Annotated in this window: 27 protein-coding genes; 11 read left to right on the top strand and 16 right to left on the bottom strand. The window is 58.7% G+C overall.

Annotation, left to right across the window (positions count from 1 at the left end; translation table 11 throughout):
* Nucleotides 1-28: 28 nt before the first annotated feature.
* The gene (locus ACFVTJ_RS01400; RefSeq protein WP_386903982.1) at nt 29-613 is read right to left on the bottom strand and encodes an NnrU family protein; all 585 of its coding nucleotides are present in this window, start codon (nt 611-613) and stop codon (nt 29-31) included.
* A 149-nt stretch (nt 614-762) separates the two neighbouring features.
* Between ACFVTJ_RS01400 and ACFVTJ_RS01395 the strand changes: the two genes are divergently transcribed.
* On the top strand, nt 763-1,746 hold the full coding sequence (locus ACFVTJ_RS01395; RefSeq protein ID WP_386903980.1) for a polysaccharide deacetylase: 984 nt from the start codon (nt 763-765) through the stop codon (nt 1,744-1,746).
* Nucleotides 1,747-1,798: 52 nt separating this feature from the next.
* Here the strand turns inward: ACFVTJ_RS01395 and sbmA are convergent, their stop codons facing one another.
* The 4 genes from sbmA to ACFVTJ_RS01375 form a co-directional block, all read right to left on the bottom strand.
* Complete coding sequence (sbmA, locus tag ACFVTJ_RS01390) at nt 1,799-3,067, bottom strand: peptide antibiotic transporter SbmA (protein WP_386903978.1); 1,269 nt, start codon at nt 3,065-3,067, stop codon at nt 1,799-1,801.
* A 165-nt stretch (nt 3,068-3,232) separates the two neighbouring features.
* Nucleotides 3,233-4,423, bottom strand: a complete 1,191-nt coding sequence (locus ACFVTJ_RS01385; protein WP_386903976.1) for an MFS transporter — start codon at nt 4,421-4,423, stop codon at nt 3,233-3,235.
* 111 nt (nt 4,424-4,534) lie between these two features.
* Nucleotides 4,535-5,287, bottom strand: a complete 753-nt coding sequence (gene map / locus ACFVTJ_RS01380; protein ID WP_077981520.1) for a type I methionyl aminopeptidase — start codon at nt 5,285-5,287, stop codon at nt 4,535-4,537.
* A 54-nt stretch (nt 5,288-5,341) separates the two neighbouring features.
* The gene (locus ACFVTJ_RS01375; RefSeq protein ID WP_386903974.1) at nt 5,342-6,403 is read right to left on the bottom strand and encodes an LLM class flavin-dependent oxidoreductase; all 1,062 of its coding nucleotides are present in this window, start codon (nt 6,401-6,403) and stop codon (nt 5,342-5,344) included.
* Between the two features lie 208 nt (nt 6,404-6,611).
* On the opposite strand from ACFVTJ_RS01375, the gene ACFVTJ_RS01370 reads away from it, so the two are divergent.
* From ACFVTJ_RS01370 to ACFVTJ_RS01350, 5 genes are all read left to right on the top strand, one after another.
* A complete protein-coding gene (locus ACFVTJ_RS01370) occupies nt 6,612-7,388 on the top strand; it encodes a 3-hydroxybutyrate dehydrogenase (protein WP_386903973.1) in 777 nt (258 codons plus the stop codon).
* A 137-nt stretch (nt 7,389-7,525) separates the two neighbouring features.
* Nucleotides 7,526-8,995 carry a xanthine dehydrogenase small subunit gene (xdhA, locus tag ACFVTJ_RS01365; protein ID WP_386903971.1) on the top strand — a complete coding sequence of 490 codons (1,470 nt, stop codon included), beginning with the start codon at nt 7,526-7,528 and terminating at the stop codon, nt 8,993-8,995.
* Nucleotides 8,996-9,189: 194 nt separating this feature from the next.
* On the top strand, nt 9,190-11,529 hold the full coding sequence (gene xdhB, locus ACFVTJ_RS01360) for a xanthine dehydrogenase molybdopterin binding subunit (RefSeq protein WP_386903970.1): 2,340 nt from the start codon (nt 9,190-9,192) through the stop codon (nt 11,527-11,529).
* A 12-nt stretch (nt 11,530-11,541) separates the two neighbouring features.
* Nucleotides 11,542-12,396, top strand: coding sequence for a xanthine dehydrogenase accessory protein XdhC (gene xdhC / locus ACFVTJ_RS01355; RefSeq protein ID WP_386903968.1), 855 nt, complete (start codon nt 11,542-11,544; stop codon nt 12,394-12,396).
* Between the two features lie 237 nt (nt 12,397-12,633).
* The gene (locus ACFVTJ_RS01350) at nt 12,634-13,560 is read left to right on the top strand and encodes a LysR substrate-binding domain-containing protein (protein ID WP_386903967.1); all 927 of its coding nucleotides are present in this window, start codon (nt 12,634-12,636) and stop codon (nt 13,558-13,560) included.
* Here ACFVTJ_RS01350 and ACFVTJ_RS01345 read toward each other — a convergent pair.
* The gene (locus ACFVTJ_RS01345; RefSeq protein ID WP_035220103.1) at nt 13,536-13,874 is read right to left on the bottom strand and encodes a hypothetical protein; all 339 of its coding nucleotides are present in this window, start codon (nt 13,872-13,874) and stop codon (nt 13,536-13,538) included. The two genes, ACFVTJ_RS01350 and ACFVTJ_RS01345, sit on opposite strands and share 25 nt — an antisense overlap.
* A gap of 565 nt (nt 13,875-14,439) precedes the next feature.
* Between ACFVTJ_RS01345 and puuD the strand changes: the two genes are divergently transcribed.
* The 3 genes from puuD (at nt 14,440) to ACFVTJ_RS01330 (ending at nt 18,036) form a co-directional block, all read left to right on the top strand.
* Entirely contained in the window at nt 14,440-15,702 is a 1,263-nt protein-coding gene (puuD, locus tag ACFVTJ_RS01340) for a urate hydroxylase PuuD (RefSeq protein ID WP_386903964.1), read from the top strand.
* Nucleotides 15,699-17,009: a guanine deaminase gene (gene guaD / locus ACFVTJ_RS01335; RefSeq protein ID WP_386903962.1), complete on the top strand. Its 1,311-nt coding sequence runs from the start codon at nt 15,699-15,701 to the stop codon at nt 17,007-17,009. Before puuD ends, guaD begins: the two co-directional genes overlap by 4 nt.
* Before the next feature lie 304 nt (nt 17,010-17,313).
* Complete coding sequence (locus ACFVTJ_RS01330; protein ID WP_386905233.1) at nt 17,314-18,036, top strand: sulfite exporter TauE/SafE family protein; 723 nt, start codon at nt 17,314-17,316, stop codon at nt 18,034-18,036.
* 29 nt (nt 18,037-18,065) lie between these two features.
* On the opposite strand, the gene ACFVTJ_RS01325 is transcribed toward ACFVTJ_RS01330, so the two are convergent.
* Complete coding sequence (locus ACFVTJ_RS01325) at nt 18,066-18,647, bottom strand: hypothetical protein (RefSeq protein ID WP_386903960.1); 582 nt, start codon at nt 18,645-18,647, stop codon at nt 18,066-18,068.
* Nucleotides 18,648-18,822: 175 nt separating this feature from the next.
* Between ACFVTJ_RS01325 and ACFVTJ_RS01320 the strand changes: the two genes are divergently transcribed.
* The gene (locus tag ACFVTJ_RS01320) at nt 18,823-19,956 is read left to right on the top strand and encodes an L-lactate dehydrogenase (protein WP_386903958.1); all 1,134 of its coding nucleotides are present in this window, start codon (nt 18,823-18,825) and stop codon (nt 19,954-19,956) included.
* A gap of 117 nt (nt 19,957-20,073) precedes the next feature.
* Here the strand turns inward: ACFVTJ_RS01320 and ACFVTJ_RS01315 are convergent, their stop codons facing one another.
* Nucleotides 20,074-20,418, bottom strand: coding sequence for a DMT family transporter (locus ACFVTJ_RS01315; RefSeq protein ID WP_386903956.1), 345 nt, complete (start codon nt 20,416-20,418; stop codon nt 20,074-20,076).
* Nucleotides 20,415-20,999 (bottom strand): TetR/AcrR family transcriptional regulator, encoded by a 585-nt coding sequence (locus ACFVTJ_RS01310; RefSeq protein WP_386903955.1) that lies wholly within the window; start codon nt 20,997-20,999, stop codon nt 20,415-20,417. The genes ACFVTJ_RS01315 and ACFVTJ_RS01310 overlap by 4 nt, the downstream gene beginning before the upstream one ends.
* A gap of 190 nt (nt 21,000-21,189) precedes the next feature.
* Here ACFVTJ_RS01310 and ACFVTJ_RS01305 point away from each other — a divergent pair, with 190 nt between their 5' ends.
* Nucleotides 21,190-22,464 (top strand): serine hydrolase, encoded by a 1,275-nt coding sequence (locus ACFVTJ_RS01305; RefSeq protein WP_386905231.1) that lies wholly within the window; start codon nt 21,190-21,192, stop codon nt 22,462-22,464.
* A gap of 1 nt (nt 22,465) precedes the next feature.
* Here the strand turns inward: ACFVTJ_RS01305 and ACFVTJ_RS01300 are convergent, their stop codons facing one another.
* Genes ACFVTJ_RS01300 through puuE form a run of 7 tightly spaced genes read right to left on the bottom strand, consistent with a single transcriptional unit; the run spans nt 22,466 to nt 26,198 of the window.
* Nucleotides 22,466-23,209: a metallophosphoesterase family protein gene (locus ACFVTJ_RS01300; RefSeq protein WP_386903953.1), complete on the bottom strand. Its 744-nt coding sequence runs from the start codon at nt 23,207-23,209 to the stop codon at nt 22,466-22,468.
* Nucleotides 23,210-23,214: 5 nt separating this feature from the next.
* Nucleotides 23,215-23,571: a hydroxyisourate hydrolase gene (gene uraH, locus ACFVTJ_RS01295; RefSeq protein WP_386903951.1), complete on the bottom strand. Its 357-nt coding sequence runs from the start codon at nt 23,569-23,571 to the stop codon at nt 23,215-23,217.
* Nucleotides 23,568-24,068 (bottom strand): ureidoglycolate lyase, encoded by a 501-nt coding sequence (locus ACFVTJ_RS01290; RefSeq protein WP_386903950.1) that lies wholly within the window; start codon nt 24,066-24,068, stop codon nt 23,568-23,570. The genes uraH and ACFVTJ_RS01290 overlap by 4 nt, the downstream gene beginning before the upstream one ends.
* Before the next feature lie 3 nt (nt 24,069-24,071).
* A complete protein-coding gene (locus ACFVTJ_RS01285) occupies nt 24,072-24,434 on the bottom strand; it encodes a DUF86 domain-containing protein (protein WP_386903948.1) in 363 nt (120 codons plus the stop codon).
* A complete protein-coding gene (locus tag ACFVTJ_RS01280) occupies nt 24,431-24,724 on the bottom strand; it encodes a nucleotidyltransferase family protein (RefSeq protein ID WP_386903946.1) in 294 nt (97 codons plus the stop codon). The genes ACFVTJ_RS01285 and ACFVTJ_RS01280 overlap by 4 nt, the downstream gene beginning before the upstream one ends.
* Nucleotides 24,725-24,777: 53 nt before the next feature.
* The gene (gene uraD, locus ACFVTJ_RS01275; protein WP_386903945.1) at nt 24,778-25,275 is read right to left on the bottom strand and encodes a 2-oxo-4-hydroxy-4-carboxy-5-ureidoimidazoline decarboxylase; all 498 of its coding nucleotides are present in this window, start codon (nt 25,273-25,275) and stop codon (nt 24,778-24,780) included.
* Nucleotides 25,275-26,198, bottom strand: coding sequence for an allantoinase PuuE (puuE, locus tag ACFVTJ_RS01270; RefSeq protein WP_386903943.1), 924 nt, complete (start codon nt 26,196-26,198; stop codon nt 25,275-25,277). The genes uraD and puuE overlap by 1 nt, the downstream gene beginning before the upstream one ends.
* Between the last annotated feature and the right edge of the window lie 195 nt (nt 26,199-26,393).

Genomic DNA, 26,393 nt, shown 5'->3' with positions numbered 1-26,393 from the left:
TCATATGTAAGGGGGAAACGTCGATTTCCTACAGGGCGATGGGCTGAACGCCGATCAACCATTCGTGCAGTTTCAGGATGAAAGCGCCCCAGAGAACGATGCCGCCGACAACGGCGACCAGATCATAGCGGCTTGAAACGAAGTCGCGGACCACTTTTTCGCCTGCGCGTTCCCGGCGCTTCAGCGAAATCCGCATCACCACACCCCAGGCGAGGAACGATGCGAAGAGCAGGATCGAAGAGGTCTCGCCATTGGCCAGAAGATGCGCAAGCGCCCAGATCTTGACCGAAAGAACCAGCGGATGTTTCGTTTTCGTGGCGATATGGCCAGCCGGGATGAGGCTGGCCACCAGACAGATCATCGCCAGCAGCATCAGGGTGATGGCGATGTGGCTCATCCAGACCGGCGGATACCAGAGCATGCCCGTCTCCTGCCGCGCTTCGCCGAAGGCATAGATGACGAGGCCAAGCGTGATAAGGCTGACGAGGGAATAAACGCCCTTGAAAGGCCCCTCCCCCATCGTCGCAATCATGCGGGCACGAAATTGCGGTGCAACCACCTTCAAAAGATGGGTCAGCAGGAACAAGGCAAGACAGAGTACGAGAAAAAGCATGGAACACGGTCCCCCGGTGGAACGAAGCGGCCCGATCACCGCGGTTAAGAACAGGAATTAGGCTGAAAGTCATGAAAACGCCAGACTATTCAAAGCTTCGCCTTATTCCACCCGCAAAAGGCCACGGTGTTTCATATGACGGATGACTGATGTTTCGCCCATTTGCTGCTTTTTCCCTGTCGCTTCTCGCCGCCCTTCCCGCTTTTGCGCAAGAGGCTGAGAAGCCGAAGCAGCTCGTCATCGTCTCCTTCGACGGCGCTGGCGACAATATGCTGTGGGAAAGAAGCCGGGCGACGGGCAAGCAGGTCGGCGCGCATTTCACCTATTTCCTCGCCTGCACGCTGGTGATGGACAGGAAGACCAGCGCCAAGACCTATCAGGGACCTGGCCAGAAGGCTGGCCGTTCCAATGTCGGCTTCGGCCAGTCACCGGAAGAGGTAGAGGCAAGGCTCAGAAACATCTGGGCGGCCTATCGCGAAGGTCACGAGATCGCCAACCACACCTGCGGCCATTTCGATGGTGGTGCGTGGACGTCCGAACAATGGGATGGCGAATTCACCACCTTCACCAGCACGCTGGAAAATGCCTGGCAGATGATCGGCAAAAAGGGCGAGGAGCCCGAAGGCTGGCGGGACATGGTGAAAAAAATCAATGGTTTCCGCGCGCCCTATCTGTCGCAGGGTCCGGCATTGACCGCCGCGCAGAAAAAGCACGGCTTCGTTTACGACGCCACCAGCATCACCAAGGGACCGGAATGGCCGGTGGAACGCGAAGGTATCCAGCATTTCGGCCTGCCGCTGATACCCGAAGGCCCAGGCAACCGCCCGATCATCGCCATGGACTACAATCTCTTCATCCGCCACTCCATCGGCGTCGAAACGCCGGATCGCGCGAAAGAATTCGAGGAGCGCGCCTATACCGCCTTCCGCAACGCCTTCGACAAACAGTACAATGGCGAGCGCATCCCGCTGCAGATGGGCTTTCACTTCGTGAAGATGAATGGCGGCGCCTATTGGAACGCCTATGAACGGCTGCTGCGTGAAGTCTGCGGCAGGCAGGATGTCGCCTGTGTGAGTTACGCCGACGCGATGCCGATGATCGAGGCGCGGAAGAAGCAGAAGACCGAGGGCTGAATCTTCTCAGCTTATGAAAAAGGCGGCCAATCGGCCGCCTTTTTGTTCTCCATCAAGGCTTGTTGGCCGCCAGCTCGCCGGCTTCCGCTTCCCGCTGAAGATAGCGCTCGTCAATATCCGGCAGGGGCTTGTCGTCGATCGCGGCCTCGAAGGCCACAAGACGTTTGTGGATAGACAGCAGCTCGATGATCGTGGTCCAGGAATTGACCAGATACTGGAACGAATTGCTGACCTGACCGAAGGCCGTGGCGATTTGCTGGTAGATACCATAGGTGATCTTGCCGGCCACAATGGTGGGAACCAGCATCAGAAGCAGGAATACCGCATCGGCCTGAATGTAGAAATATCGCGCCACGTTGAAATAGAGATAGTGCCAGTACATGCGGAAATAGTTCTTCCGCACATTGGAATAGAGCTCCTTCACTGTCGGCGGCTGGGCACGGTCGGCGTGGTCCTCGCCGTATACCAATTCCTTACGATAGGCGGCTTCCACACGCTGGTTGCGGAAGTTCAGGCCGGGCAGCTTGATACCGACCGTTGCCAGAAGCACCGTACCGAATATGGACCAGACGATCGCCAGCCAGAACAGTGCATGCGGCAATTCGCCAATAATCGGCAATTCCGAAACATAGGAAGACAGCGCAAACAGGATGGGCAGGAAAACGACAAGGGTCATCACCGAATTGATCAAAGTGATGCCCAGTGCCTCGAGTGTCGAGGAGAACCGCATCGTATCTTCCTGGACGCGCTGGGAAGCACCTTCGATGTGGCGCAGCTTTTCCCACTTGGACATGTAGAAGTCGTTCATCGCGGTGCGCCAGCGGAAGATATAATGGCTGGTGAAGAAATCCGTCAGGATCGAAACGGCCATGCTGAGAAAGGCGATCTTGGCGAAGACGATCTGGAGGCTGTAAAAATCCCAGACTTCAATACCCGGCTGTTTGGAAAGGGCATTTTGCAGAAGATCGCCGAAAGGCCGACGGAAATTGTTGATCACGACGGAAATCTGCACGCCGAAATAGGTCACCGCGATAATCAGCAACGATCCCCAGATGGACCAGTACTTCCAGGGGTGATCCTTGGCGATAACGGTCCATACCCCGCCGAACGCCGCCAGACACAAGGCGAGATAACCGTAAAAGAACAGGTTAGCCGGGACCAGGAAGTAGCTTAGGTCGTAGGGTTCCTGTTCAGGCATCACGTAGCCCCAAGACCGACCTAGTCCTTCAACGATGAAGTACCATCCAAGAATGGCGAAAAAAGCCCAGATGATGGCCGACGTGAAGAAGATTTTCGGTTTGGGAAAGAAGGAATGAAACACGTTTCGAACTCACGCGCGTTTGAAATCAGCCATTATTGGCAAAGCACTTAATGGCCCGAACCTAGGGCAGAAATTTGTGCACAGCAATGAAGAAGCTTGGACCTTAACAAGATGTAAGGCGCGGATAGCTGGTAGATATCGTAAAACCTTGGAAATAAGCGCCGTTCAAGACCGCCGGTCGCGCTTGAGCACCGGCAGCATCAGAAGAATGCTGACGACAAGCACGGCGGAGGCGAGAATGCTGGGTGCGGTGAAACTACCCGTCACCTCGGCAATCCAGCCGGCGGCGAGCGGCCCGATGATTTGGCCAGTGCCAAAGGCAGCCGTCATCAGCGCGAAGGCGCGGCGCGGGCTTGGGCCCGCAAATTCCCGGCCAAGCTGCAGGCCATAGGCGGTGATGACCATGAAGGTGAGCCCGAGAAGCAGGCCACCGGTCAGCACACCAGCCACCGGCGGCAACATCACCGAGGCAAAGACACCCACGGCCTCGACGGCGAGAACGATCACGAAAGCGCGCTTTAGCCCCTGTGACCTCAAAACCGGTTTCCAGATGAAGAGCGAAACGGCCGCGGCACAGCCGGTAACGAACCAGGCCAGGAATTCCACGAAAGCACCTGCCGCCGCCATGCGCGCAATCGCCACAATGAAGGTGGCGGTGATGACGTAACCGAAACCGAACAGCCCATAAGCCAGCGTCGTCAGGAACAGTGGCCGGGTCCAGACGAGCGGCGGCTCCGCCGCTGAAGACGCATGCCGCGGCGGGCCCGCGGGCAGCACTCGGAAAACGAGAAGAAACGTAACGAAGGAAAAGACGGCACCGGCAATCCACTCCTCTCTCCACGAGGACCCGCCGCCATCAAAGACCACACCGATCAGATAGACCGCAAGCGAGGAAATCGCGATACCGGCGCCAACTCCGCCATAATGCAGCGACTGCACACTGTCCCTGCTAGCTTTTGCGGCGTGGCCGATAACGATCTGCGAGGTGAAGATCATGGTCATCGCACTGGCGACGCCCGCCAGAAACCGGATGGTGGTGAAGGCCGCAACCGAGTTGAAGGCGGCCATGGCAAGCAGCAGCGCAGCCGTGGAGAACAGGCCGCAAAGGGCAACCAGCCGCTCCCGTCCCGATCCCCACGAAGAGGCGGCGAGAACCGCACCCGCCAAATATCCGGCGAAGTTGCCAGCAGCCACGATCCCCGCATCCCCCGCCGAAAGCGGGACATCCGCCATCATGCCGGGCAGGATGGGCGTGAAGGAAAAACGGCCGAAACCCATGGCGGAGGCCATCATCAGCGCGCCGGCAAGGCCGAGTGCGGTCAGATGTCTGATGGAAAGTGGCTTGTCGATGCTCATGTCTGGCTTATCGCAACGCGGTGGATACTCGACAAGCGAGTTATTTTGATCAGCGTTATAAGCGGTCGTTATCGGTGCTTGACGGAAGATCCCTGTAGCCTCGGTCCACCCTTACTCCGCGAGCGTCAGCACCAGCGGTCCGTTCTTGGTCGCAACCACGGTGTGTTCATACTGCACCGTCGGCGCGCTCGGATCGCTATAGAGCGTCCACGGATCGTCATCGCCGTCTTCCGCCCAGTAAGCCCCCGTCGAAAGAAACGGCTCGACAGTGAACACCATGCCTTCCTGCATGATGCGCCGCTCGTCCTTGTCCGGCCACGTCGCCAGCTCCTTCGGCTCTTCATGCAACGAACGGCCAATGCCGTGGCTGGCGAGATTGGTAATCAGCGTGTAGCGGTTCTTTTTGGCAAAAGCGCCAATGGCATTGCCGATATCGGCAAAAGGCCGGCCGGTTTTCACCTGCTGGAGGCCCGTCCACATGGCGCGTTTGCCATCGCGGCAAAGCCGCTCGATTTCCTTTTTCACCGGCGGCACGGCGAAAGACGAACCCGTGTCACCGAAGAAACCATTCTTCACGGCCGAAACATCGATATTGACGAGATCGCCCGCCTTGATGATGCGCGGTCCCGGAATACCGTGGGCCACTTCCTCATTGACGCTGATGCAGGTCGCGCCGGGAAACTTGTAGCAGAACTCCGGAGCAGACTGTGCACCATTATCTTCCAGAACCTTGCGACCGATCGCATCCAGCTCGGCCGTGGTGATGCCGGGTTCCAGCGCGTCCGCCATGGTCTGCATGGCCACGGCACAAAGACGTCCGATGTCCTTCAGCAGATCAAGTTCTTCTTCGGTGGAAATGACCATGTCTCTGTCCATTATTCTGTCCGGCGGGTCTGAAAACGCCCGCCTTGGTAATCATCAGGCCGTGGCTTTCACCGGATCGGCACTCCCCGTCAATTCTTTTCTGACGATCGGGGCGACTTTCGTACCATAAAGCTCGATGCCACGCATGATCTGGCCATGCGGCATCAGGCCGATGGCCATCTGCAGCAGGAAGCGATCGTTTTTGAAGACGCCATGCGCCTTGATGATCTTTTCCGCCACCAGTTCCGGTTCGCCAAGGAAGAGATTGCCCTCGGGTCCACGCGCCGCATCGAAATGGGCGCGATTCGTTGGCCCCCAGCCGCGCTCGCGGCCAATGCGGTTCATCACTTCCGCCTGCGGCCCGTAAAACTGGTCGGCCGCCTTGTCGGTGGTGTCAGCGATGAAGCCGTGCACATTGATGCTGGTGCGCAGTTTCGTTTTCTCCTGACCCGCCCGTCGTGCTGCCTCGTGGTAGAGATCGAACAGCGGTGCGAAGCGGCGATATTCCCCGCCGATGATGGCTAGCGCCACCGGCAGGCCCATGGCGCCAGCCCGCGCCACCGATTGCGGCGTGCCGCCAACGGCGATCCAGACGGGCAGACGCTCCTGCAACGGACGCGGATAGACGCCGCGACCATTGATGGCCGGGTGTTTGGTTCCGGACCAGGTAACGATTTCCTGTTCGCGCAGCGCCAGAAGCAGATCGAGCTTTTCGGCGAAGAGAACGTCGTAATCTTCGAGATCGTAACCGAACAGCGGATAGGATTCGATGAAGGAACCGCGTCCGGCCATGATCTCGGCACGGCCGTTCGACAGAAGATCGACAGTCGAAAATTGCTGGAACACCCGCACCGGATCATCCGAGCTCAGCACCGAGACGGCGCTCGTCAGCCGAATGTTCTTTGTCTTTACCGCTGCCGCGGCCAACACCGTTGAGGGCGAGGAGGCGACATAGTCAGGGCGGTGATGCTCGCCCAGCCCGAAAACATCGAGCCCGACCTGGTCGGCAAGCTCTATTTCCTCCAGAAGATCCTTCAGACGGCGTGCGCCTTCCGGCCCGCGGCCATCGACGGGATTGGGATTGACATCCGCGAATGTGTAAAGACCGAGTTCCATAAACGATACCTCTGTTTGCTTGCATGAGAGATAGGCACGGAGGGTCATTCAGACAAACCTAAAATCTGGAAGTTTAGCGTCGAAAAAATCGATGACCGCGACCACACGAAGCGCCTTGCACCCTCAATCCTAAATGGCGATTGCCAGCCCGCCCCCTTTGGGCATAGGCTGCTTAAATATGTGCGAAGTAATGCAAAAAGGGGAAAGCATGCATCGGACAGTTATCGTCACAGGCTCTACAAGCGGCATCGGCCTTGGCATTGCCCAGAGATTTGCAAGGGAAGGCGCCAATATCGTGCTGAACGGTTTCGGCGACGAAGACGAGATTGAAAAACTGCGCCTTTTGCTGGAAGCAGAAAGCGGTGGGCGCGTGCTTTACCACCCCGCCGATATGACGAAACCGGACGAGATTGCCGACCTCATCAATTCCTCCCATGAAAAGCTTGGCTCTGTGGATGTCCTCATCAACAATGCCGGCATTCAGCATATCGCGCCCATCGAGGAATTTCCGACGGAAAAATGGGACTGGATCATCGCCATCAATCTGACCAGTTCCTTCCATACGATGCGCGCTGCGATACCGCTGATGAAGAAGGCCGGTAAAGGCCGCATCATCAACATTTCCTCAGCCCACGGCCTCGTCGCCTCGCCGTTCAAATCGGCCTATGTGGCGGCCAAGCATGGCATCATGGGCCTGACGAAGACGGCGGCGCTGGAGCTGGCGCAGACCGGCGTCACCGTCAACGCCATCTGTCCCGGCTATGTGCTGACACCGCTCGTCGAAAAGCAGATACCTGAGATGGCCAAGGTGCGCGGCATCAGCGAAGAGGCGGTAAAGAACGACGTGATGCTGGAGTTGCAGGCAACCAAGCAATTCGTCACCGTCGATGATGTGGCCGCCGCGGCCCTATTTCTGGCAAGTGACGCGGCAAGCAATATCACAGGCACGCATATTTCCGTGGATGGCGGCTGGACGGCGCAATAATTGCCAGATTTTCTTTCCGTTATGGAAACAATGAATTGCCAAAACGGAAATCGATATGCGCGCAAGGGCGTGCATAGATGTATCGGGATAATGACAAGAAACCGGCTCGGCAGCCGGTCAGAACAGCAAGGCATTACATGAAAGACGCGATCAGCTTCATCCTCAACAGCGAAACCATCTCGCTTAGGGATTTCGGACCGACGGATACGCTTCTCGATTACCTCCGCATCAGCAGGCGGTTGACCGGGACAAAGGAAGGCTGCGCGGAAGGCGACTGTGGCGCCTGCACGGTGCTGGTCGGGCGGCTGCTGGACGGTTCGCTGCGATATGAAAGTGTCAATGCCTGCATCCGTTTTCTGGGCTCGCTGCACGGCACCCATGTCGTCACGGTGGAGCATCTGGCCGCCCGCGACGGCACATTGCACCCCGTGCAGCAGGCCATGGTGGATTTCCACGGCTCGCAATGCGGTTTCTGCACGCCGGGTTTCATCATGTCGCTTTACGGCCTGTGGCTGACCAGCGAAAACCCCGGCCGCGCCGATATTGAAAAGGCGCTGCAAGGCAATCTCTGTCGATGCACGGGTTACGAGCCGATCGTGAAGGCCGCCGAAAAAATCGCCGCCGCCCGCCCGAGCGCGCTCTTCGACCCGCTGCAACGCGACCGCACCGACATCATGGCAAGGCTATGGGCCGTCAGTGAAAACGAGACGATTACCGTCGTCAAAGGCGAGGATCGCACTATCATTCCGGTGACGCTTTCCGACCTGACGGAGATTTACGCCGCCGAGCCGAAGGCTACCATCGTCGCCGGCTCGACCGATGTCGGCCTGTGGGTGACGAAGCAGATGCGGGCGCTGAACCCCGTTATCTTCATCAACAATCTCGGGGATTTGCAGACAATCACCGTGGATGAAGACGGCATCACGCTGGGCGCCGGCGTCACCTACAGCCAGGCGTTCAAGACCATGGCAGAGCATTTCCCGCCGCTTGCCCGGTTGTTCGATCGCCTCGGCGGCGCGCAGGTGCGCAATATGGGCACCATCGGCGGCAACATCGCCAATGGCTCGCCCATCGGCGACACACCACCGGCGCTGATCGCGCTCGGGGCCACACTCACCCTGCGCTCGTCGTCCGGCAGCCGCACCGTGCCGCTCGAAAGCTATTTCATCGACTATGGCAAACAGGACCGGCTGAGCGGCGAATTCGTCGAAAAGCTTTTCATTCCGTTCCAGAAGCCGGAAAGTCACTACGCCGTCTACAAGATTTCCAAGCGCCGCGACGAGGATATTTCCGCGCTCTGCGGGGCTTTCAATCTGGCGCTTGATGCCGATGGCGCAGTCGAAGACATCCGCATCGCCTTTGGTGGCATGGCCGGCACGCCGAAACGCGCGGCACATCTGGAGGCCGCGCTTCTCGGTAAGGCGTGGCGCCAGGAAACAATCGATGCGGCGCGCGATGCGCTGGACGAGGATTTCACACCGCTGACCGACTGGCGCGCGACCGCCGAATATCGGCAACTGACCGCCAAGAACCTGCTGACGAGGTTCTTTCTGGAGACCTCCGGGGAGACGCAGGAACTCAGCCGTTTCTTGCTGGAGGAGGCGTGACGATGGCGATGGCGACACCCGCATCCTCCCTCATTCCTGTGCTTGTCACAGGAATCCAGCAGACGCGCGTCTGCGTGGCGAAAGACTCTTTTCAGCCCAAGGACTTGGGCTGGCTGGATTCCTGTGACAAGCACAGGAATGAGGGACTATTATCGCTGTCATATGCCATAATTCACCAAGAAGGAGCTTGAACCATGGACACCACAAGCTTCGAAAAGACCAAAACAGAAATCGACGGTCCGACGCACACCTCGCTCCGGCACGATTCCGCCCATAAGCATGTGACCGGCAGCGCCGAATATATCGACGATATTCCCGAACCCGCCGGACTGATCCACGGGGCACTCGGCCTTGCCGACCGCGCCCATGCGGAAATCCTCTCGATGGACCTTTCCGAGGTGGAAGCCACGCCGGGCGTGCTCTGGGTCATGACCGGTAAGGACGTGCCCGGCGAAAACGACGTCTCGTCCGGCGGTCGTCACGACGAACCTTTGCTTGCCGAGACAAAGGTCGAATTCCACGGTCAGCCGATCTTCGCGGTTTTCGCCGAAACCCGCGATATCGCCAGAAAGGCGGCCCGCAAGGCCAAGATCACCTATAAGGATCTGCCGCATTTCACCGACATCGATACGGCGATTGAAAATGGCGGCGCGCTCGTCATCGACCCAATGACGCTGAAGCGCGGCGATGCCAAGATCGAAATGGATGTCGCTCCACGCCACCTGACCGGCACGATGCGCATTGGCGGGCAGGAGCATTTTTATCTCGAGAGCCACATCGCCATGGCCGTGCCGGGAGAGGATGACGAGGTGACGGTGTGGAGTTCCACCCAGCATCCGAGCGAAATCCAGCACATTGTCAGCCACATATTGCAAGTGCCGTCTAATGCCGTGACGGTTCAGGTGCGCCGCATGGGCGGCGGCTTCGGTGGCAAGGAAACGCAGGGCAACCAGTTCGCCGCTCTCTGCGCCATCGCCGCCAAGAAGCTGAACCGGGCCGTGAAAATCCGCCCCGACCGCGACGAGGACATGACGGCAACAGGCAAACGCCACGATTTCCGCGTCGACTACGAGTTGGGCTTTGATGAGGAAGGCCGCATCCACGCCGTCGACGCCACCTATGCCGCCCGCTGCGGTTTTTCCTCTGACCTTTCCGGCCCGGTCACCGATCGCGCGCTTTTCCATGCCGATTCCAGCTATTTCTATCCGCATGTGCACCTCACCTCGCGGCCGCTGAAAACCCACACCGTCTCCAACACCGCCTTTCGCGGTTTCGGCGGCCCGCAGGGCATGCTGGGGGCGGAACGGTTCATCGAAGAAATCGCCTATGCCGTCGGCAAGGACCCGCTCGATATCCGCAAGCTGAATTTCTATGGCGAGACCGGCTCCGGCCGCACCACGACGCCCTATCATCAGGAAGTCGAGGACAACATCATCGCCCGCGTTGTCGAGGAGCTGGAAAGCTCCAGCGATTATCGCGCACGCAGGCAGGCCATTGTCGAGTTCAACAAGACCAGTCCGATCATCCGCAAAGGCATCGCGCTCACCCCTGTCAAATTCGGCATCTCCTTCACCATGACCGCCTTCAACCAGGCGGGTGCGCTGGTGCATATCTATAATGACGGCTCGATTCACCTGAACCATGGCGGCACCGAAATGGGCCAGGGACTCTACACCAAGGTGGCGCAGGTGGTGGCCGATGCCTTCCAGGTGGATATCAACAGGGTGAAGATTACCGCCACGACCACGGGCAAGGTGCCGAACACGTCAGCCACCGCCGCCTCGTCAGGCACCGACCTTAACGGCATGGCTGCCTATGACGCCGCCCGCCAGATTCGCGAACGCCTGATCAAATTCGCTGCCGAGAACTGGAACGTGCCGGAAGAAGAAGTCGTCTTCCTGCCGAACCGTGTGCGCATCGGCCTCGAAGAAATCGCCTTTAACGACTTCATCAAAAAGGCCTATTTCGCCCGCGTGCAGCTTTCCGCCGCCGGTTTTTACAAGACGCCAAAAATCCACTGGGACCGTGCTGCGGGACGAGGCACGCCGTTTTATTATTTCGCCTATGGCGCGGCCTGCTCGGAAGTATCCATCGATACGCTGACCGGCGAATATCTGACGGAACGCACCGATATCCTCCACGATGTCGGCAAATCGCTCAACCCGGCCATCGATATCGGCCAGATCGAGGGCGCCTTCGTGCAGGGCATGGGCTGGCTGACGACGGAAGAATTGTGGTGGGATGGCAAGGGACGGCTGCGCACCCATGCTCCCTCCACCTACAAGATACCGCTCGCCTCCGACCGGCCGAAGAGTTTCAACGTCAAGCTGGCGGAATGGGCGGAAAATGCCGAACCCACCATCGGCCGCTCCAAGGCCGTGGGCGAACCGCCCTTCATGCTGGCGATCTCGGTTCTCGAAGCCCTCTCCATGGCGGTCGCCTCCGTCGCCGATTACAAGGTCTGCCCGCGCCTCGATGCGCCGGCAACGCCCGAACGGGTTCTGATGGCGGTGGAACGGCTGAAGAAGGTGTGAGGGGGCCAACAAATGCCTGACACCTCCCTTTCCAACTTCCTCGCCCGCTTCCCCGCCGCGATCCTCGTGGAAATCGAGGCCGTCAAGGGCTCCTCGCCGCGTGAAGCCGGAACCTTCATGCTGGTGAGTCAGGATGCGCTGTGGGCAACAATCGGTGGCGGACAGTTCGAATATATGGCGATGGACCATGCCCGCGCCATGTTGAGGAATGGTGCGGCCGAGGACCGCATGGATATTCCGCTCGGCCCGGAAATCGGCCAATGCTGCGGCGGCCGCACCCTCATCCGCTTCCGGCGGGTGACGAAGGAGATCGCGGTCGCTCTTGAGACGCGGCTGAAAGGCGAAGCCGAACAGCAGCCCGCCGTCTTCATTTTCGGGGCGGGTCATGTCGGCAAGGCGCTGGCCGAAGCGCTGTCGCTGCTGCCCCTGACGCTGACAGTGGTGGAGACGCGGGAAACGGAGTTGCACGATCTTCCAGCCGATGCCACATCCGTGCTCACTCCCATGCCGGAGGCGCTCGTCGCGAAAATCCCGGCAAACGGGGCAGCGATCATCGTCACCCATGATCACGCGCTCGATTTCCTCATAGCCAAGGAAGCGCTTGCCCGCGACGATCTCGTCTATGTCGGCATGATCGGTTCAAAGACCAAACGCGCCACCTTCTCCCATTGGCTGGAGCGGGAGGGCGAAGCGCCTTCCCGCTTTGCAAAACTCACTTTGCCGATCGGTGGCAATAGCGTCAGGGACAAGCGCCCCGCCGTCATAGCGGCCCTTGTGGCAGCCGAGTTGTTGCAAGCATTTTCCGCTGCCGAAATCCGTCGCAACGAAAATCGACACGGCCATCCTCAAGGCCAAGATCACGCCTGAGCCCGTCGGGCAGGCTTTCATCCGCCAGATTGTCCGGCGCAATGCTTTCAAGGGCAAACCGTTCCGCTGTCCGCAGGCCCGCACGCAGGCGGGACCACGCGCGCAAGAGTGCTGTGCGCATGTTCGTCTCCATTCAAAAATGTCAGAAGCTTAGTTGATGAGCTGGGCTAAAAATGCTCTGATTTATGAGTAAAAACCAATGAAACCTTTGGCGATTAGCATAAAGAGAACTTATCCATGAAAATGTCTCGCCAGTTCCCGCTGAATGCCTTGCGCGTGTTCGAAGCCGCTGCCAGGCATTTGAGTTTCACCAGGGCTGGCGAGGAACTGGGCATGACGCAGACGGCGGTCAGCTATCAGGTGAAGCTGCTGGAAGAGAATATCGGCGAGCCGCTGTTCATACGCAAAGCGCGCCAGGTTCAGCTGACCGAGGCCGGGCAGAAGCTGGCGCCAAGAGTGGCCGAGGCCTTTAACAGCCTGCGGGAAGCCGTCGACAATGTGCGTGACACGTCAGACACGACGCTGACCATTCATTCCACCGCCACTTTCGCATCACGCTGGCTTTCACGACATTTGGGTGCCTTCCAGCTTGAACATCCTTCGATCGCCGTCCGGCTGGAGACCTCCAACGCCTTGATCGATTTTGCGCAGTCCGACTGCGATGTCGCCATCCGCTGGAGCAACGACGATGGCAAGGGGTTGATTTATCACCGGCTTGTCAGGGGCGTTTATACGCCGATGCTGCATCCCGACCTTGCCGAAACCATCGGCGGATTGAAAAAGCCGGAGGATCTTCTGCGCCTGCGCATCATCGATCCCGGCGACATCTGGTGGAGCCAATGGTTTCAGGAAGTAGGTGTCGAAAATCCGGGCCTCGACCGTTATCCGCGCAGCCGCCTTAACGTCCAGGCATTCGAAGCCGCGGCGGCCATCGCCAGCCAGGGCGTGGCCATGCTCACCCCTGAACTTTATGCGGACGAAATTGCACTCGGCCGGCTGTATCAACCCTTCGAGCATCTTAGCAGCGAAGGACAGAACTATTGGCTGGTCTACCCTGAAAATCGCAGGAATATCCGCAAGATAAGGCTGTTTCGCGACTGGATATTGCAGCGGATCGAGGAAAGCCGGCCGCGGCCATCTCAATACCCCATGTCCGGCGCATAAAAACAGCGCGGCGTGTCTTCATCCGGGAAGAGGCAGAGATGATATTCGCCGTCCTCAGACCGTCTCGCCTCGCGTTGCGACCAGTTGAAGACATGCCGCCGCGTGACCATGCGATGATCGCCGGGGGCCAGCGACACCTCATAACCATCCGGCGTGACACGAACGCTTCGCGTGGGGATCATCTGGCAATCTCCCGTCTGGGCATCGCCGTTGCAGCAATAGCTTTCATATTTGAACCCCTTGTGGGATTCATGGGCAAGCGCTGTGGCGGTGAACGCCAAAAGCAGGAAGAGAACCGTCAGAACAAGGCGCATCGGCATGGTCTCCGTTGAAACAACGGCGGTTGCCGGAAGGTCATTGCGTCCCTTTATTCAAATTCCACACATCAACACGCACCCGGACGCGATGGCACCGGGAACTGCGACACTGCCCCCTGAACTGCCCCCGCCCCAGGGTTCGCAGCACCCGCTTTCGGCATGAACCGCCAGCGAAACATGTCATGGGAGCCCTGCGCATCACCCCGAAAATCGAGACAGATTTTCGACAGGGACGATGCGCCACTTAAAAAGTTAGAGCGTCCTCTGCCGGGTCCTTTCGGACACAGGGCACTCCAAAGCTCCGCAGCCTTTTATTTTAGCACATTGGCAGGCTGCACAAAGGATAATAGCTGAGTCGCGTTAGCCAGCTAAGCACAAACTATGCGACAGCAAACCTCCGCTGCAACTTTACCGGGCTTGCAGCCAGAGGCGAGCCACTTCGGCCGATGTTGTGGACACAAGCGAACCGGATTGTGAACAATCACCTCCCGCCCTCTGCTTTTCCCTTTCCTAAAGGTCAAATTTCTCGCAAGGTGCGCTGCACAAGGATCAGGGGAACCGCATGTACGAATATGCCATTGCGTGGGAATGGATGGCCTTTGCCGTCCGCTGGCTCCACGTCATCACCGCCATCGCCTGGATCGGCTCATCCTTTTATTTCATCGCGCTCGATCTCGGGCTGGTCAAACGGCCGCATCTGCCGCCGGGGGCCTATGGCGAGGAATGGCAGGTGCATGGCGGCGGCTTTTATCACATCCAGAAATATCTGGTCGCGCCTGCCCAGATGCCCGAGCACCTGACATGGTTCAAATGGGAAAGCTATGTCACCTGGCTTTCCGGCTTCGCCATGCTCTGCATCGTTTATTATGGCGGCGCGGATCTCTTCCTCATCGATCATTCGGTGCTGGCGCTTACCCAGTTCCAGGCCATCTGTCTGTCGCTCGCCTCGCTTGCCATTGGCTGGTTGTTTTACGATTTCCTCTGCAAATCGCCGCTTGGCAACAATACCTGGGGCCTGATGATCGTGCTCTATGTCGCGCTGGTGGCGATGGCATGGGGTTATACGCAGGTCTTCACCGGCCGCGCCGCGTTCCTGCATCTCGGTGCCTTCACCGCCACCATCATGTCGGCGAACGTGTTCTTCATCATCATTCCGAACCAGAAGATCGTCGTGGCCGACCTCGTCGCCGGGCGCACGCCGGACCCGAAATATGGCCGCATCGCCAAGCAGCGCTCGCTGCACAACAACTACCTGACGCTGCCCGTCATCTTCTTCATGCTGTCGAACCATTATCCGCTGGCCTTTGCCACGCAGTTTAATTGGATCATCGCCGCACTGGTCTTCCTGATGGGCGTCACCATCCGCCACTGGTTCAACACCACCCATGCCCGCAAGGGCAAGCCGACTTGGACCTGGCTGCTGACCGCGCTGATCTTCATCGTCATCATGTGGCTTTCCACTGTGCCGAAGGTGCTGACCGGCGAAGAAGAACAGAAGGCCGCGACACTGTCGCCGATGCAGCAGCAATTCGTCGTCGACGCCCATTTCGCCAAGGCGCGTGAAGTGGTTCAGGGCCGCTGTTCCATGTGCCATGCGGTCGAGCCGGTGTGGGAAGGCGTGCCCTTCACACCGAAATCCGTAAAGCTCGAAACCGACGAACAGATCGCCGCCCATGCGCGCGAAATCTATTTGCAAGCCGGCCGCAGCCATGCCATGCCTCCGGGCAACATCACCGCCATCACCCCGGATGAGCGCAAGGTGCTGACCGCCTGGTATGAGAGTGCGGTCTCCGGGGCTGGAAAAGCCGAAGGAAAGACTGAATGAGCCTGGTTCTGCTGCGTGGCCGCCTGCTGAGCTTCCGCCGCGCGCCGCTCGCAATCGACGATACGCAAAGCTATCTCTATATCGAAGATGGCGGCCTGCTTCTCGAAAACGGCAAGATCGCCGCCATCGGCGAATACGCCGATATCCGTAAGACAGCACCCGAAGACGTCGAGGAAAAGGACCACCGCCCGCATCTCATCGTGCCCGGCCTCATCGACATGCACCTGCATTTCCCGCAAATGCAGGTCATCGGCTCCTATGCCGCCAACCTGCTGGAATGGCTGAACACCTATACCTTCCCGGAAGAATGCCGTTTCGTTGAAAGTGCACACGCTCAACGCATCGCCACACACTTCTATGACGAGCTTCTGCGCCACGGCACCACCACGGCCGCCGCCTATTGCTCCGTACACAAGACCTCCGCCGACGCCTTCTTCGCTGAAGCGATGAAGCGCAACATGCTGATGGTCGGCGGCAAGGTGATGATGGACCGCAACGCCCCGCAGGGCCTGCTGGACACACCGGAAACCTCCTATGACGAGACGCGCGCCGTCATCGCCGACTGGCACGGCAAGGGCCGCAACCACGTCGCCATCACCCCACGCTTCGCCATCACCTCCACACCGAAGCAGATGGAAGCCGCACAGGCGCTGGCGCAGGAATTTCCCGATCTCTTCATCCAGACGCATCTGTCCGAAAATCTGGACGAGATAAAATATACCTGCGAGCTCTACCGCGAAGCGACCGACTATACCGACATCTATGTGCGTTACGGCCTGATGGGCAAAAAGACCCTGCTCGGCCACGCCATCCACCTCTCTGACCGCGAGGCGGATGTGTTGTCGGAAACCGGCGCGGTAGCCGTGCATTGCCCCACCTCGAACCTCTTCATCGGCTCCGGCCTCTTCCCGATGAAAAAGCTGCAGCGGCGCGAAAAGCCTGTTCGCATCGCCGTCGCCACCGACATCGGCGGCGGATCGAGTTATTCCATGCTGCGCACCATGGACGAGGCGTACAAAATCCAGCAATTGCTGGGCGAACGTCTCAACCCGCTGGAAAGCTGGTATCTGATGACCCGCGGCAATGCCGAAGCACTCTCCATGGTCGACCGCATCGGCACGCTGGAGGCCGGCACGGATGCCGACATCACCGTGCTGAACGCCTCCTCGACGTCAGCCATGGCCCTGAAGATGGAAGTGGTGAACAGCCTCACGGAAGAACTGTTCCTGATGCTAACCATGGGCGACGACCGCACGGTGGTGGAGACCTATGTGGCCGGCCAGCCGATGAAGAGCGTGCTGGCATAGTTCGGCTGCGGCCGAAACATAAAGCTGCTAACTCGTTTACATCCGTCACATACTGGATCGAGCGGGTGCCGCGTCTTTCTTCTCCCCGCCGGGGAGAAGGTGGCCCGAAGGGTCGGATGAGGGGGCAACGTTGCCGGATTTCGGAGAGCTTGCCCCCTCATCCCGCTGCCGCGACCTTCTCCCCGGCGGGGAGAAGAAACAAGCGGCACTCGCTCGCTCCAGATGATTGCCTGACGCCATTTCGGCCGAGTGCGAATGACCTCTGGAGTGCCCGGTGCCGAACCTAGACACAACCACCATGCTCATGGTTCTCGCGACCTTCATCATCGCAGGCATCGTCAAGGGGGTGACCGGCATGGGACTGCCCACCGTCGCCATGGGCGTGCTCGGCCTTTTCATGCCTCCGGTCATCGCCGCCGGATTGCTTATCCTGCCCTCCTTCATCACCAATATCTGGCAATTGCTGGCTGGGCCTGATTTCCGGGCCATTGTGAAGCGGCTGTGGCCGATGATGATCGCTATCACCCTCGGCACCCTCATCGGCATCCGGCTGATGACATCAGGCACCGGCGTCTGGACCACCTCGGCGCTCGGCCTGTGCCTTGCGGCCTACGCCGCCTATAGCCTGCTTGCTAAACCCGTCTCGGTTCCGGCAAGGCTGGAACCAAAACTCTCCCCCGTCATGGGGCTGGTGACGGGCCTTCTGACAGGCGGCACCGGAATTTTCGTCGTACCCGCCGTGCCCTATATCCAGTCGCTTGGTTTTAGCCGCGATGATCTGGTGCAGGCGCTTGGCCTTTCCTTTACGGTCTCAACCATCGCGCTCGCCGCTGGCCTTGCTTCTCAGAATGCTTTTCACGTCGAGCATCTGTCACTTTCTGCACTGGCCGTCCTGCCAGCACTTGCCGGCATGTGGCTCGGTCAGAAAATACGCCATATCGTCAGCCCGACAACGTTCCGGCGCTGGTTCCTTATCTGCCTGCTCGTGTTGGGCGCTGAATTATTCTTTCGAGCTTTCTGGAGTTAACCCGTGCTGTGGCCAAACCGGCAAGAACCTTATTTTAGCGGCTTGATCGCAGTGTAGCTCACAGTTTCTTCGTTATTGGTACCTTCGTCGTAGATCTTTGCAACCGTTGCAAGCAGATCAGGCGCATAGACCGCGGTCCACCGCTCGACTTCCTCGTCGTTTCTCCTGACGTCGTAAACCACGTTAAAAACATCATAACTGCAATAGCCAATAGAAAAAGATCGCCGTTTTGTAACGTTAAGACTCAGAGTCCACTTCTCCTTAAAGGCATCAGCCTTCAGCGGAATGAAGTCGAAAGTCCGGCGAGCACCAACTTTCAGAGGCCAGAACGAAGAAAGATTCGATGTAAAATAAGCATTGTAATCGTCGTCACTTCCTGAACGAGAAATTTCTATAAGGCCTTGATAAAGAAATGCCTTTTGTTTTCCGCCGTCAGCAAAGCCATGTTCTACGGAAACGACAGGCCCCGCTGTTTTGAACGCGCTTTGCACGCCACTGTGACTGAGTACAAATCCATTCTTGTCGCTCTTAATCGTAGGGCACTCTGCTGCGAGAGCAATATTTGGAGATATAAGAGCGGCTGCAAGAATTTTAAAAAAGGAAGATGACATGAGCAACAATTCCACGGAGATAAGATAACTACAGATTGCCGGTTTCCAATGAAAACTCAACTCTGATTTCTAGATGCAAGCGATCCAAAAAAACCTAAAACTGCGATCGACGAACTCGCGCATCCAAATAGAATATGCTAGGTGAAGCCATCATTCAAATGTGAAGGCTTTATCCATGGGCAAAATCCTGACCATAGCGGACCTGAAAAACCGGGCGCAACGACGTGTGCCAAAGATGTTTTTCGACTACGCCGATAGCGGCGCGTGGACAGAAAGCACCTATCGCGCCAATGAGGACGATTTTGCGAAGATAAAGCTCCGCCAGCGCGTTCTGGTGGATATGACCGACAGGTCGCTCGCCACCGAAATGGTCGGCGAGAAGGTGTCTATGCCGGTCGCACTCTCCCCCACCGGCCTTACGGGCATGCAGCATGCCGATGGCGAAATGCTGGCCGCCAAGGCCGCTGAGGAATTCGGCGTGCCCTTTACGCTGTCGACCATGAGCATCTGCTCCATCGAGGATGTCGCTTCCGTCACCTCGAAACCCTTCTGGTTCCAGCTTTACGTGATGAAGGACCGCGACTTCGTCAATAATCTAATCGACCGCGCCAAGGCAGCCGGTTGCTCGGCGCTGGTGCTGACGCTCGACCTGCAAATTCTCGGCCAGCGCCACAAGGATCTGCGCAACGGCCTCTCGGCCCCGCCGAAATTCACCCCGAAACACATCTGGCAGATGGCGACCCGGCCCAAATGGTGCCTGGACATGGCGCGCACCAAGCGCCGCAGCTTCGGTAACATCGTCGGCCACGCCAAGAACGTCTCCGACCTCTCGTCGCTCTCCTCTTGGACGGCCGAGCAATTCGATCCGCGCCTGTCGTGGAAGGATGTCCAATGGATCAAGGAGCGTTGGGGCGGCAAGCTTATCCTCAAGGGCATTCTCGACGAGGAAGATGCACGCGCCTCGCTCGATACCGGCGCGGACGCCATCATCGTCTCCAACCACGGCGGTCGCCAGCTCGACGGCGCACACTCCTCTATCGCCATGCTGCCGAAGATCGTCGATGCTGTCGGCGACAGGGTCGAGGTACATATGGACGGCGGCATTCGCTCCGGCCAGGACGTGCTGAAGGCGGTAGCACTCGGCGCCAAGGGCACCTATATCGGCCGACCCTTCCTTTATGGTCTCGGTGCGGATGGCAAGCAGGGCGTGACGACCGCGCTCGAGATCATCCGCAAGGAAATGGATGTCAGCATGGCGCTATGCGGCAAAAGGCTGATTACGGACGTGGATCGCAGCATTCTGGCGTGATGGTGATGGTGATGTGGAGTGGATGGGGCGGAGCCTCAGAGCCGACCGTGCCAGAAAGTGCATTATACGCTGCCTCCCTCATCCCTATGACAGGCACAGGGATGAGGACAAGAGAGCCTAGTGCCCCACCGTCTTCGAAAACACATTCACGATCACCACACCGGTGATGATGAAGCCGAGGCCGATGACGGCGGCGATATCCAGCGTCTGGCGGAAAACGAAATAACCGATGGCCGAAATCAGCACGATGCCGAGCCCACTCCAGATCGCATAGGCCACACCGACCGGCAGCGCCCGCAACGTGAACGACAGGAGATAAAAGGCTGCGCCGTAAAACAGCGCCATCAGCACCGTTGGCAACAACCTGGTGAACTGCTGCGATTGCTGCAGAAAGGAAGTTGCGATGACCTCGCAGACGATGGCCGCGACAAGCGCCCCATAGGTCAAAACAGCCGCGTTCATCGTTCCGCTTCCTTTTTCGTCTGGGCGATCATCCTGGCCCTCAGAGGCGCCCTGTCGCCACCCGCTTTGCCATCATCGGCCAGTAGATCGGCAAACCAGATGCCGTCAGCTGCAAGCCGCACCATCTCCAGTACCACCCCGTCATCCGTATCTTTATGACGGGCAAGACGTCCCTCAATCCAGCTGTTCCACATGCGCCGAAGCGACGGTTCACCGACCATGGAAACCGAGATCGCTGCCCATTGCCTGCCCGAATCCCTGCCCCGATCCGAGAAAACCGCGTTCACATAGGCCCTTGTGAAGCTCCCAAAAGCTTCACAATCCTGTGAGACGAGGTCGTCAATCTCAGCGTCCAGAGCCGACAGAAGGTCAGTCATCACGGCTTCCAGCAGTGCCTGCTTGGAGGGAAAATGATGAAACAACCCACCCTTCGTCACCCCGGCGGCATCGGCCACCGCCTGCACGGAAAGCGCCGCAACACCCTGCTCCGCAGCGAGTTTCGCCGCGCAATCGAGAAGATTGCGGCGAACGATTTCAGGCTGCTTTTTTCGCTCATGTGCATTTTTCATGGGCATAAACATACCGGATGGTTGGTTTCTTTGCAAGGAAATTGTGAGGGCTACGGCCGGCTTGAAATTCATACTTAATTAAGCATGAAAGCGATCTCTAAAGTTTTAGCGGTTTTGTTGCCGGAAAGTGTCAGTAAAACTTCGCCCATCGCGGCGATCGAACAAAAAGGGGTGTATTATGTTGGGAACGATCAAACGGGGAATGGCGGGTGCATGGGTTTTCGCACTCGCCTTCTTTTGCGCGATCCTCTCATTGCAGGCATCGCCTGCGCAGGCGGGCTATGCCCATTTCATCATGGATGCCAATACCGGCAAGGTTCTGGCCGCCCGCAATGCGGATGTGCTGAACCACCCCGCCTCGCTCACCAAAATGATGACGCTGTATATGACCTTCGAGGCGCTGCACGCCGGCCGGCTTCGTTGGGACCAGAAGATAACCATGTCCAAGAACGGCGCATCGGTCATCCCCTCGAAGCTTTACGTGCGCCAGGGCCAGACCTTCACCGTGCGCGAGGCCGTTTACGGCATGATCGTCAAATCCGCCAATGACATGGCCGAAGGTATGGGCGATCACCTCGGTGGCTCCGAGGCACGGTTCGCCGAGATGATGACCCGCAAGGCCCGCCAGCTCGGCATGACCAAAACGGTGTTCCGCAACGCGTCCGGCCTGCCCAACAAGTCGCAGGTGACGACAGCGCGTGACATGGCAAAGCTCGGCCTGGCGCTGCAGCGCGACTTTCCCAAGGAGTACGGCCTCTTTGCCATGGAATCCTTCAGCTTCCGGGGCAAACGCATCCGCGGCCACAACAATCTGATGTATCGTTATCAGGGCATGGACGGCATCAAGACCGGTTACACCAATGCCTCCGGCTTCAACCTCGTCAGCGCCATCAATCACAATGGCCGCCGCGTCGTCGGCGTCGTGCTGGGGGGCAAGACTGCGCGCAGCCGCGATGCGCAGATGGCCGCCCTTCTCGACAAGGCCATGCCGCAGGCATCGAGAAGCCGCAACAGCGAACAGCTCGTCGCCAGCGCCAATGTCAGCCGCACCTTCGATGTCGCCGCCGCCGCCGTGCCGCCCGCGGCCGTACCGCTCCCCATGTTTGCCGAACGCCGCGCCGACCCCGTTGCCATGCAAATCGCCACGGCCAACAGCCAGATGGCCGATATGATGCAGGTCTCCGCCATTCCAAGGCCTGCCCCCGCCGCCGCTACGACCGGCCAGAGAAGCCGCTGGGAAGTGCAGATTGCCGCAACCGACAGCGAAGCTGCGGCGCGCTCACTGCTTGCCAGTGCCCGTTCCAATATCGGCAGCTATGGCGGGATCGCCCCCTATACCGAAGCCGTGCAAAGCGGCTCGGCAACGCTTTACCGCGCCCGTTTCACCGGCTTCGAAGACCAGTCTTCAGCGGTCTCGGCCTGCAAGGAACTGAAGGCTCAGTCCTATGCCTGCGTGGTGATGACGAGCGAGGGGTGATTCAGCGCTTGAGCCACCCGCCCGTCAGCGCATCGGCGAGATAGGGAATGCCGTTGACCCGCGCCATTTCCGACATGGCAAGATTGTCGTAGCGGATATTCCGAAAATGAACCTGCCAGCCACGCCCGGTCTCTTCCAGCACGGCATAGGTGGCAAGCGGATGCCCGGCCTCGACATGATGGTCAAAAGGCGTGTCATCCTTCCAGCCGGGGCAGCCGACGCTGCCGGGATTGACGATCAGGCGGCCATCGGAAAGCTGCACCGCGCGGGGGATATGCGTATGGCCACACAGCATCAGCGGCTGTGTGATACCTTCCGCCCTCTCCTCTATTTCGGCAAGTGGCCGCAGTCTCAGCACACCTTCCGGCGACAGCGTTTCCAGCCAGTAGTCAAGATCGCCGAGCGGCGAACCATGGCAGCAATAGGCGATATCCTTGAACACCATACTGAACGGCAGGGTATGCAGCCAGTCCAGATGCGCGGCGGTCAGCTGCGCATGTGCCGGCCGTTCCCAGCTGCCCATCTCTTCCGGCGCGCGCTCGATCAGTTCGCGATCATGGTTGCCGCGAATGCTGGGTATCCATTTGCCAACAAGCACGTCACCGGTAAACCCCGCCTCCAGCGGACCACTGAAACAATCTCCGAGATTGACGATATCCGTAATGCCTAGCTTCGCAATATCCTCCAGCACGGCTTCCAGTGCTGCGCAGTTTCCATGAATATCAGCAATGGCGGCAAAGATCATAAGCGTCAGCTTCCTCGATAGGTGGAATAGCTATAGGGCGAAAGCAGAAGCGGCACGTGATAGTGGCCGCTCTCATCGGCAATGCCGAAACGGATCGGGATAATATCGAGAAAGGCCGGTTCCGGCAGCACAACGCCCTTGCCGCGCAGATAATCGCCAGCATGGAAAACCAGCTCATATTCCCCGGCCTTGAAACTGTCGTCGGCAAGCAGCGGCCCGCCATCGACACGGCCGTCGCTATTGGTCTGCACCGTCCTCAGCTTCTCGCGGCGATCACCGGAGAGCCGGTAGAGCTCGATCGTCAACCCTTGCGCCGGCGTGCCATGGGCGGCATCGAGGACATGGGTGGTCAAACCGGTCATAGGCTGGGCTCCGCGATCATAAAGGGCTCATCGAAAAAATACTCTTCCAGATTGTTACCCGGCCCCTCGCGATCGGCAACCAGAAAATCCGAAACCGCCTGCAACGGCATCAGCGGATAATGCCAGACATTGCGGCGGTAATTTACGCCCTGATCGCCCCGCGCCAGAAACACCTGCGGCCGGGAGGGCTTGCCGCCCTCATCCTCCGCCACGACAACGAGGAAAGGCCGGCCCGAGAGCGGTGAAAAACTCTGACTGCCGAGGGGATGCCGCTCCATCATTTCGATTTCATGCGGAAAGGCGCGCGGCTGCCCACGAAAGATATTGAGAATGACACGCCCCCCCTCGCCCGCAGCCTCCGGCGCTGCAAGCGCGTGATGCCGCTCGGTCTGGCCACCATTGATGTAGCGCATGGACGAAGGTGTGCTTTCGATCACATCGCCGAAGGATGCGAATGCTTGCTTGGTAAGGGGCTTTATGTCGAGAAAATCAGTCAAATGTCATTCACCTTGGGCATGCCAGTTTCGGAGAAGGGAGAGTTTGTCCAGAAGATCAGGTATTGCCGTCTGTGTTGTATCCCACACGGTTTCCAGATTGATGCTCATATAGCCATGCGCGATCCTGTTTCGCATTCCGCGCATTTTCACCCATGGAATATCGGGGAAATCGGCCACGAAAGCGGGAAACTCTTCCATTATTCGCGCGGTCGTTTCCCCGATAATCAGAAGGTTCATCGCGACGGCGCGTTGACGGACAAGATCAGCCAGAAACTCATCCTTTGTGTTCGACCGGACGAAGTCGATGGTTTCTAAAGCAACTTGCCTGATATCCTGAAGATAAACGTGCAGCCGCTCGACACTCATACAGGCTTCGCTTCCTGCAGAACCTTCACACGGACGCGCTCGGGAAAGTCCCCCGGCGTTAACAGATGAATGTCTGTGCCGCGCATGATGGTCGATAGCTCTTCCAATAATCCCCCGAGATCAAACAGCGTCGTGCCCGGCAGCGCATCCACCAGAATATCGAGATCGCTATCCGGCCGGTCCTCGCCACGGGCGACGGAGCCGAACACGCGCGGGTTTGCCGCGTTGAAGCGCTTCGTCGCTTCGCGGATCGCTTCCCTGTTCTTTTCCAGTACCTCGGAAGGTCTCATTCTCTCGATCTCCAGATGACGCGATTCTAGCAGAACGGCCACCACTCGCCAATTCAGCCTTCCGGCAGCATCGCCGAAAGGCGCAGCCAGGCGATCTTTTCCACCTGCGCCGTCGCGGTCGCGAATTCTTGCGCCGCGTCGTTGCCGATGCGGGTCTCGAAGGCCGAGAGAATATCGTGCCTGTTCAGTCCCTTGACCGCGATGATGAAGGGGAAACCGAATTTCTGGGTATAGGCGCCATTCAATTGGGTAAAACGGGCATGTTCTTCAGGGGTAAGCCGGTCCAGCCCCGCACCTGCCTGCTCGTTGCGGCTGTCCGCCGTCAACTCGCCTGCAATCGCCAGCTTGCCGGCCAGATCGGGATGCGCCCGCAATACGCCGAGCCTTTCCGCCTCCGAAGCCGCGCGAAACTGAGCGCTCAACACGGCGTGAATCGCCTTCGCCGTTAGCTCCAGGCCCGCTCCGCCGGCATCATAGGCCCGTTCGGCGATAAAAGGCGAATGCTCGAAAACGCCGCCGAAACGGGTGACGAAGTCATCACGCGTCACCATCAGAGCGTCTCCGGCTTGTGATGTTCATGCCAGTGACGGGCAATCTCGATGCGCTGCGGGATCCAAACTTTCTCATGGCCGAGTACATATTCGATGAAACGGCGAAGTGCCGCCGCACGACCGGGTCGGCCGACAAGACGGCAATGCAGGCCGATGCTCATCATCTTCGGAGCGCCTTCGACACCCTCTTGGTAAAGCACATCGAAGGCATCCTTCAGATAAGTGAAGAACTGGTCGCCGGAATTGAACCCCTGCGGCGTGGCGAAACGCATGTCGTTGGTTTCGAGCGTATAGGGAATAATCAGGAAAGGTTCGTCTTTCACACCCTTCACCCAATAGGGCAGATCATCGGCATAGGAATCGGAAGAATACAGGAAGCCGCCCTCCTCCATGACGAGGCGCAGCGTGTTGTCGGATGGCTTGCCCTGATACAGGCCATAGGGACGTTCACCCGTCAGTTCCGTATGCAGGCGCACCGCCTCGACTATATGTTTGCGCTCTTCCTCTTCAGAAAAATCCTTATATTCCAGCCAGCGGTAACCGTGGCTGGCGATTTCCCAGCCCGCTTCCTTCATGGCCGCTACGGCCTCGGGGTTGCGGGCCATGGCGGCGGTCACGCCGTAAACGGTGGTGGTGACGCCAAGCCCGGTGAACATGCGCCACAGCCGCCAGAATCCGGCGCGCGAGCCATATTCATAGATCGATTCCATGTTCAGGTTGCGCTGGCCGGGCCAGGGCTGCGCGCCGACGATTTCCGACAGCAGCGATTCCGACGCCTTGTCATTGTCGAGAATGCAGCTCTCGCCGCCTTCCTCGTAATTGATGACGAATTGCACGGCGATGCGCGCGCCGCCCGGCCATTTTGGATCGGGAACATTGCGGCCATAGCCCACCAGATTGCGGGAATAGTTTTCAGAAATCATTCAGCCACCCAGAACATCTCTCCCGGGGCGCAAGCCGGTTCCGGGAGATGAGACAAACCTCCGAACCTTGCCGGACCGGACAGGCAGGCGCGTTTCGGATATGCGATGCCGAACGGTAGCATTCGCATCCGGAATGTCGAGACAATCTTGCCGACATTTCGATGCTTTTTTGTATACGATTATAGGCGACCGCCC

The organism is Agrobacterium sp. NPDC058088 (assembly GCF_042885035.1).
In the GTDB taxonomy this organism is placed as follows: Bacteria; Pseudomonadota; Alphaproteobacteria; order Rhizobiales; family Rhizobiaceae; genus Agrobacterium.
Note: the sequence above shows the minus strand (reverse complement) of the source record. Positions and strands in the feature narration are given on the sequence as shown.

What these genes read in the sequence shown, in the direction of transcription:
- ACFVTJ_RS01400 (WP_386903982.1), bottom strand. Translation starts at nt 613, where the DNA reads ATGCTTTTTCTCGTACTCTGTCTTGCCTTGTTCCTGCTGACCCATCTT.
- ACFVTJ_RS01395 (WP_386903980.1), top strand. Translation starts at nt 763, where the DNA reads ATGTTTCGCCCATTTGCTGCTTTTTCCCTGTCGCTTCTCGCCGCCCTT.
- ACFVTJ_RS01385 (WP_386903976.1), bottom strand. Translation starts at nt 4,423, where the DNA reads ATGAGCATCGACAAGCCACTTTCCATCAGACATCTGACCGCACTCGGC.
- map (WP_077981520.1), bottom strand. Translation starts at nt 5,287, where the DNA reads ATGGTCATTTCCACCGAAGAAGAACTTGATCTGCTGAAGGACATCGGA.
- ACFVTJ_RS01375 (WP_386903974.1), bottom strand. Translation starts at nt 6,403, where the DNA reads ATGGAACTCGGTCTTTACACATTCGCGGATGTCAATCCCAATCCCGTC.
- ACFVTJ_RS01370 (WP_386903973.1), top strand. Translation starts at nt 6,612, where the DNA reads ATGCATCGGACAGTTATCGTCACAGGCTCTACAAGCGGCATCGGCCTT.
- xdhA (WP_386903971.1), top strand. Translation starts at nt 7,526, where the DNA reads ATGAAAGACGCGATCAGCTTCATCCTCAACAGCGAAACCATCTCGCTT.
- xdhB (WP_386903970.1), top strand. Translation starts at nt 9,190, where the DNA reads ATGGACACCACAAGCTTCGAAAAGACCAAAACAGAAATCGACGGTCCG.
- xdhC (WP_386903968.1), top strand. Translation starts at nt 11,542, where the DNA reads ATGCCTGACACCTCCCTTTCCAACTTCCTCGCCCGCTTCCCCGCCGCG.
- ACFVTJ_RS01350 (WP_386903967.1), top strand. Translation starts at nt 12,634, where the DNA reads ATGAAAATGTCTCGCCAGTTCCCGCTGAATGCCTTGCGCGTGTTCGAA.
- ACFVTJ_RS01345 (WP_035220103.1), bottom strand. Translation starts at nt 13,874, where the DNA reads ATGCGCCTTGTTCTGACGGTTCTCTTCCTGCTTTTGGCGTTCACCGCC.
- puuD (WP_386903964.1), top strand. Translation starts at nt 14,440, where the DNA reads ATGTACGAATATGCCATTGCGTGGGAATGGATGGCCTTTGCCGTCCGC.
- guaD (WP_386903962.1), top strand. Translation starts at nt 15,699, where the DNA reads ATGAGCCTGGTTCTGCTGCGTGGCCGCCTGCTGAGCTTCCGCCGCGCG.
- ACFVTJ_RS01330 (WP_386905233.1), top strand. Translation starts at nt 17,314, where the DNA reads ATGGTTCTCGCGACCTTCATCATCGCAGGCATCGTCAAGGGGGTGACC.
- ACFVTJ_RS01325 (WP_386903960.1), bottom strand. Translation starts at nt 18,647, where the DNA reads ATGTCATCTTCCTTTTTTAAAATTCTTGCAGCCGCTCTTATATCTCCA.
- ACFVTJ_RS01320 (WP_386903958.1), top strand. Translation starts at nt 18,823, where the DNA reads ATGGGCAAAATCCTGACCATAGCGGACCTGAAAAACCGGGCGCAACGA.
- ACFVTJ_RS01315 (WP_386903956.1), bottom strand. Translation starts at nt 20,418, where the DNA reads ATGAACGCGGCTGTTTTGACCTATGGGGCGCTTGTCGCGGCCATCGTC.
- ACFVTJ_RS01310 (WP_386903955.1), bottom strand. Translation starts at nt 20,999, where the DNA reads ATGTTTATGCCCATGAAAAATGCACATGAGCGAAAAAAGCAGCCTGAA.
- ACFVTJ_RS01305 (WP_386905231.1), top strand. Translation starts at nt 21,190, where the DNA reads ATGGCGGGTGCATGGGTTTTCGCACTCGCCTTCTTTTGCGCGATCCTC.
- ACFVTJ_RS01300 (WP_386903953.1), bottom strand. Translation starts at nt 23,209, where the DNA reads ATGATCTTTGCCGCCATTGCTGATATTCATGGAAACTGCGCAGCACTG.
- uraH (WP_386903951.1), bottom strand. Translation starts at nt 23,571, where the DNA reads ATGACCGGTTTGACCACCCATGTCCTCGATGCCGCCCATGGCACGCCG.
- ACFVTJ_RS01285 (WP_386903948.1), bottom strand. Translation starts at nt 24,434, where the DNA reads ATGAGTGTCGAGCGGCTGCACGTTTATCTTCAGGATATCAGGCAAGTT.
- ACFVTJ_RS01280 (WP_386903946.1), bottom strand. Translation starts at nt 24,724, where the DNA reads ATGAGACCTTCCGAGGTACTGGAAAAGAACAGGGAAGCGATCCGCGAA.
- uraD (WP_386903945.1), bottom strand. Translation starts at nt 25,275, where the DNA reads ATGGTGACGCGTGATGACTTCGTCACCCGTTTCGGCGGCGTTTTCGAG.
- puuE (WP_386903943.1), bottom strand. Translation starts at nt 26,198, where the DNA reads ATGATTTCTGAAAACTATTCCCGCAATCTGGTGGGCTATGGCCGCAAT.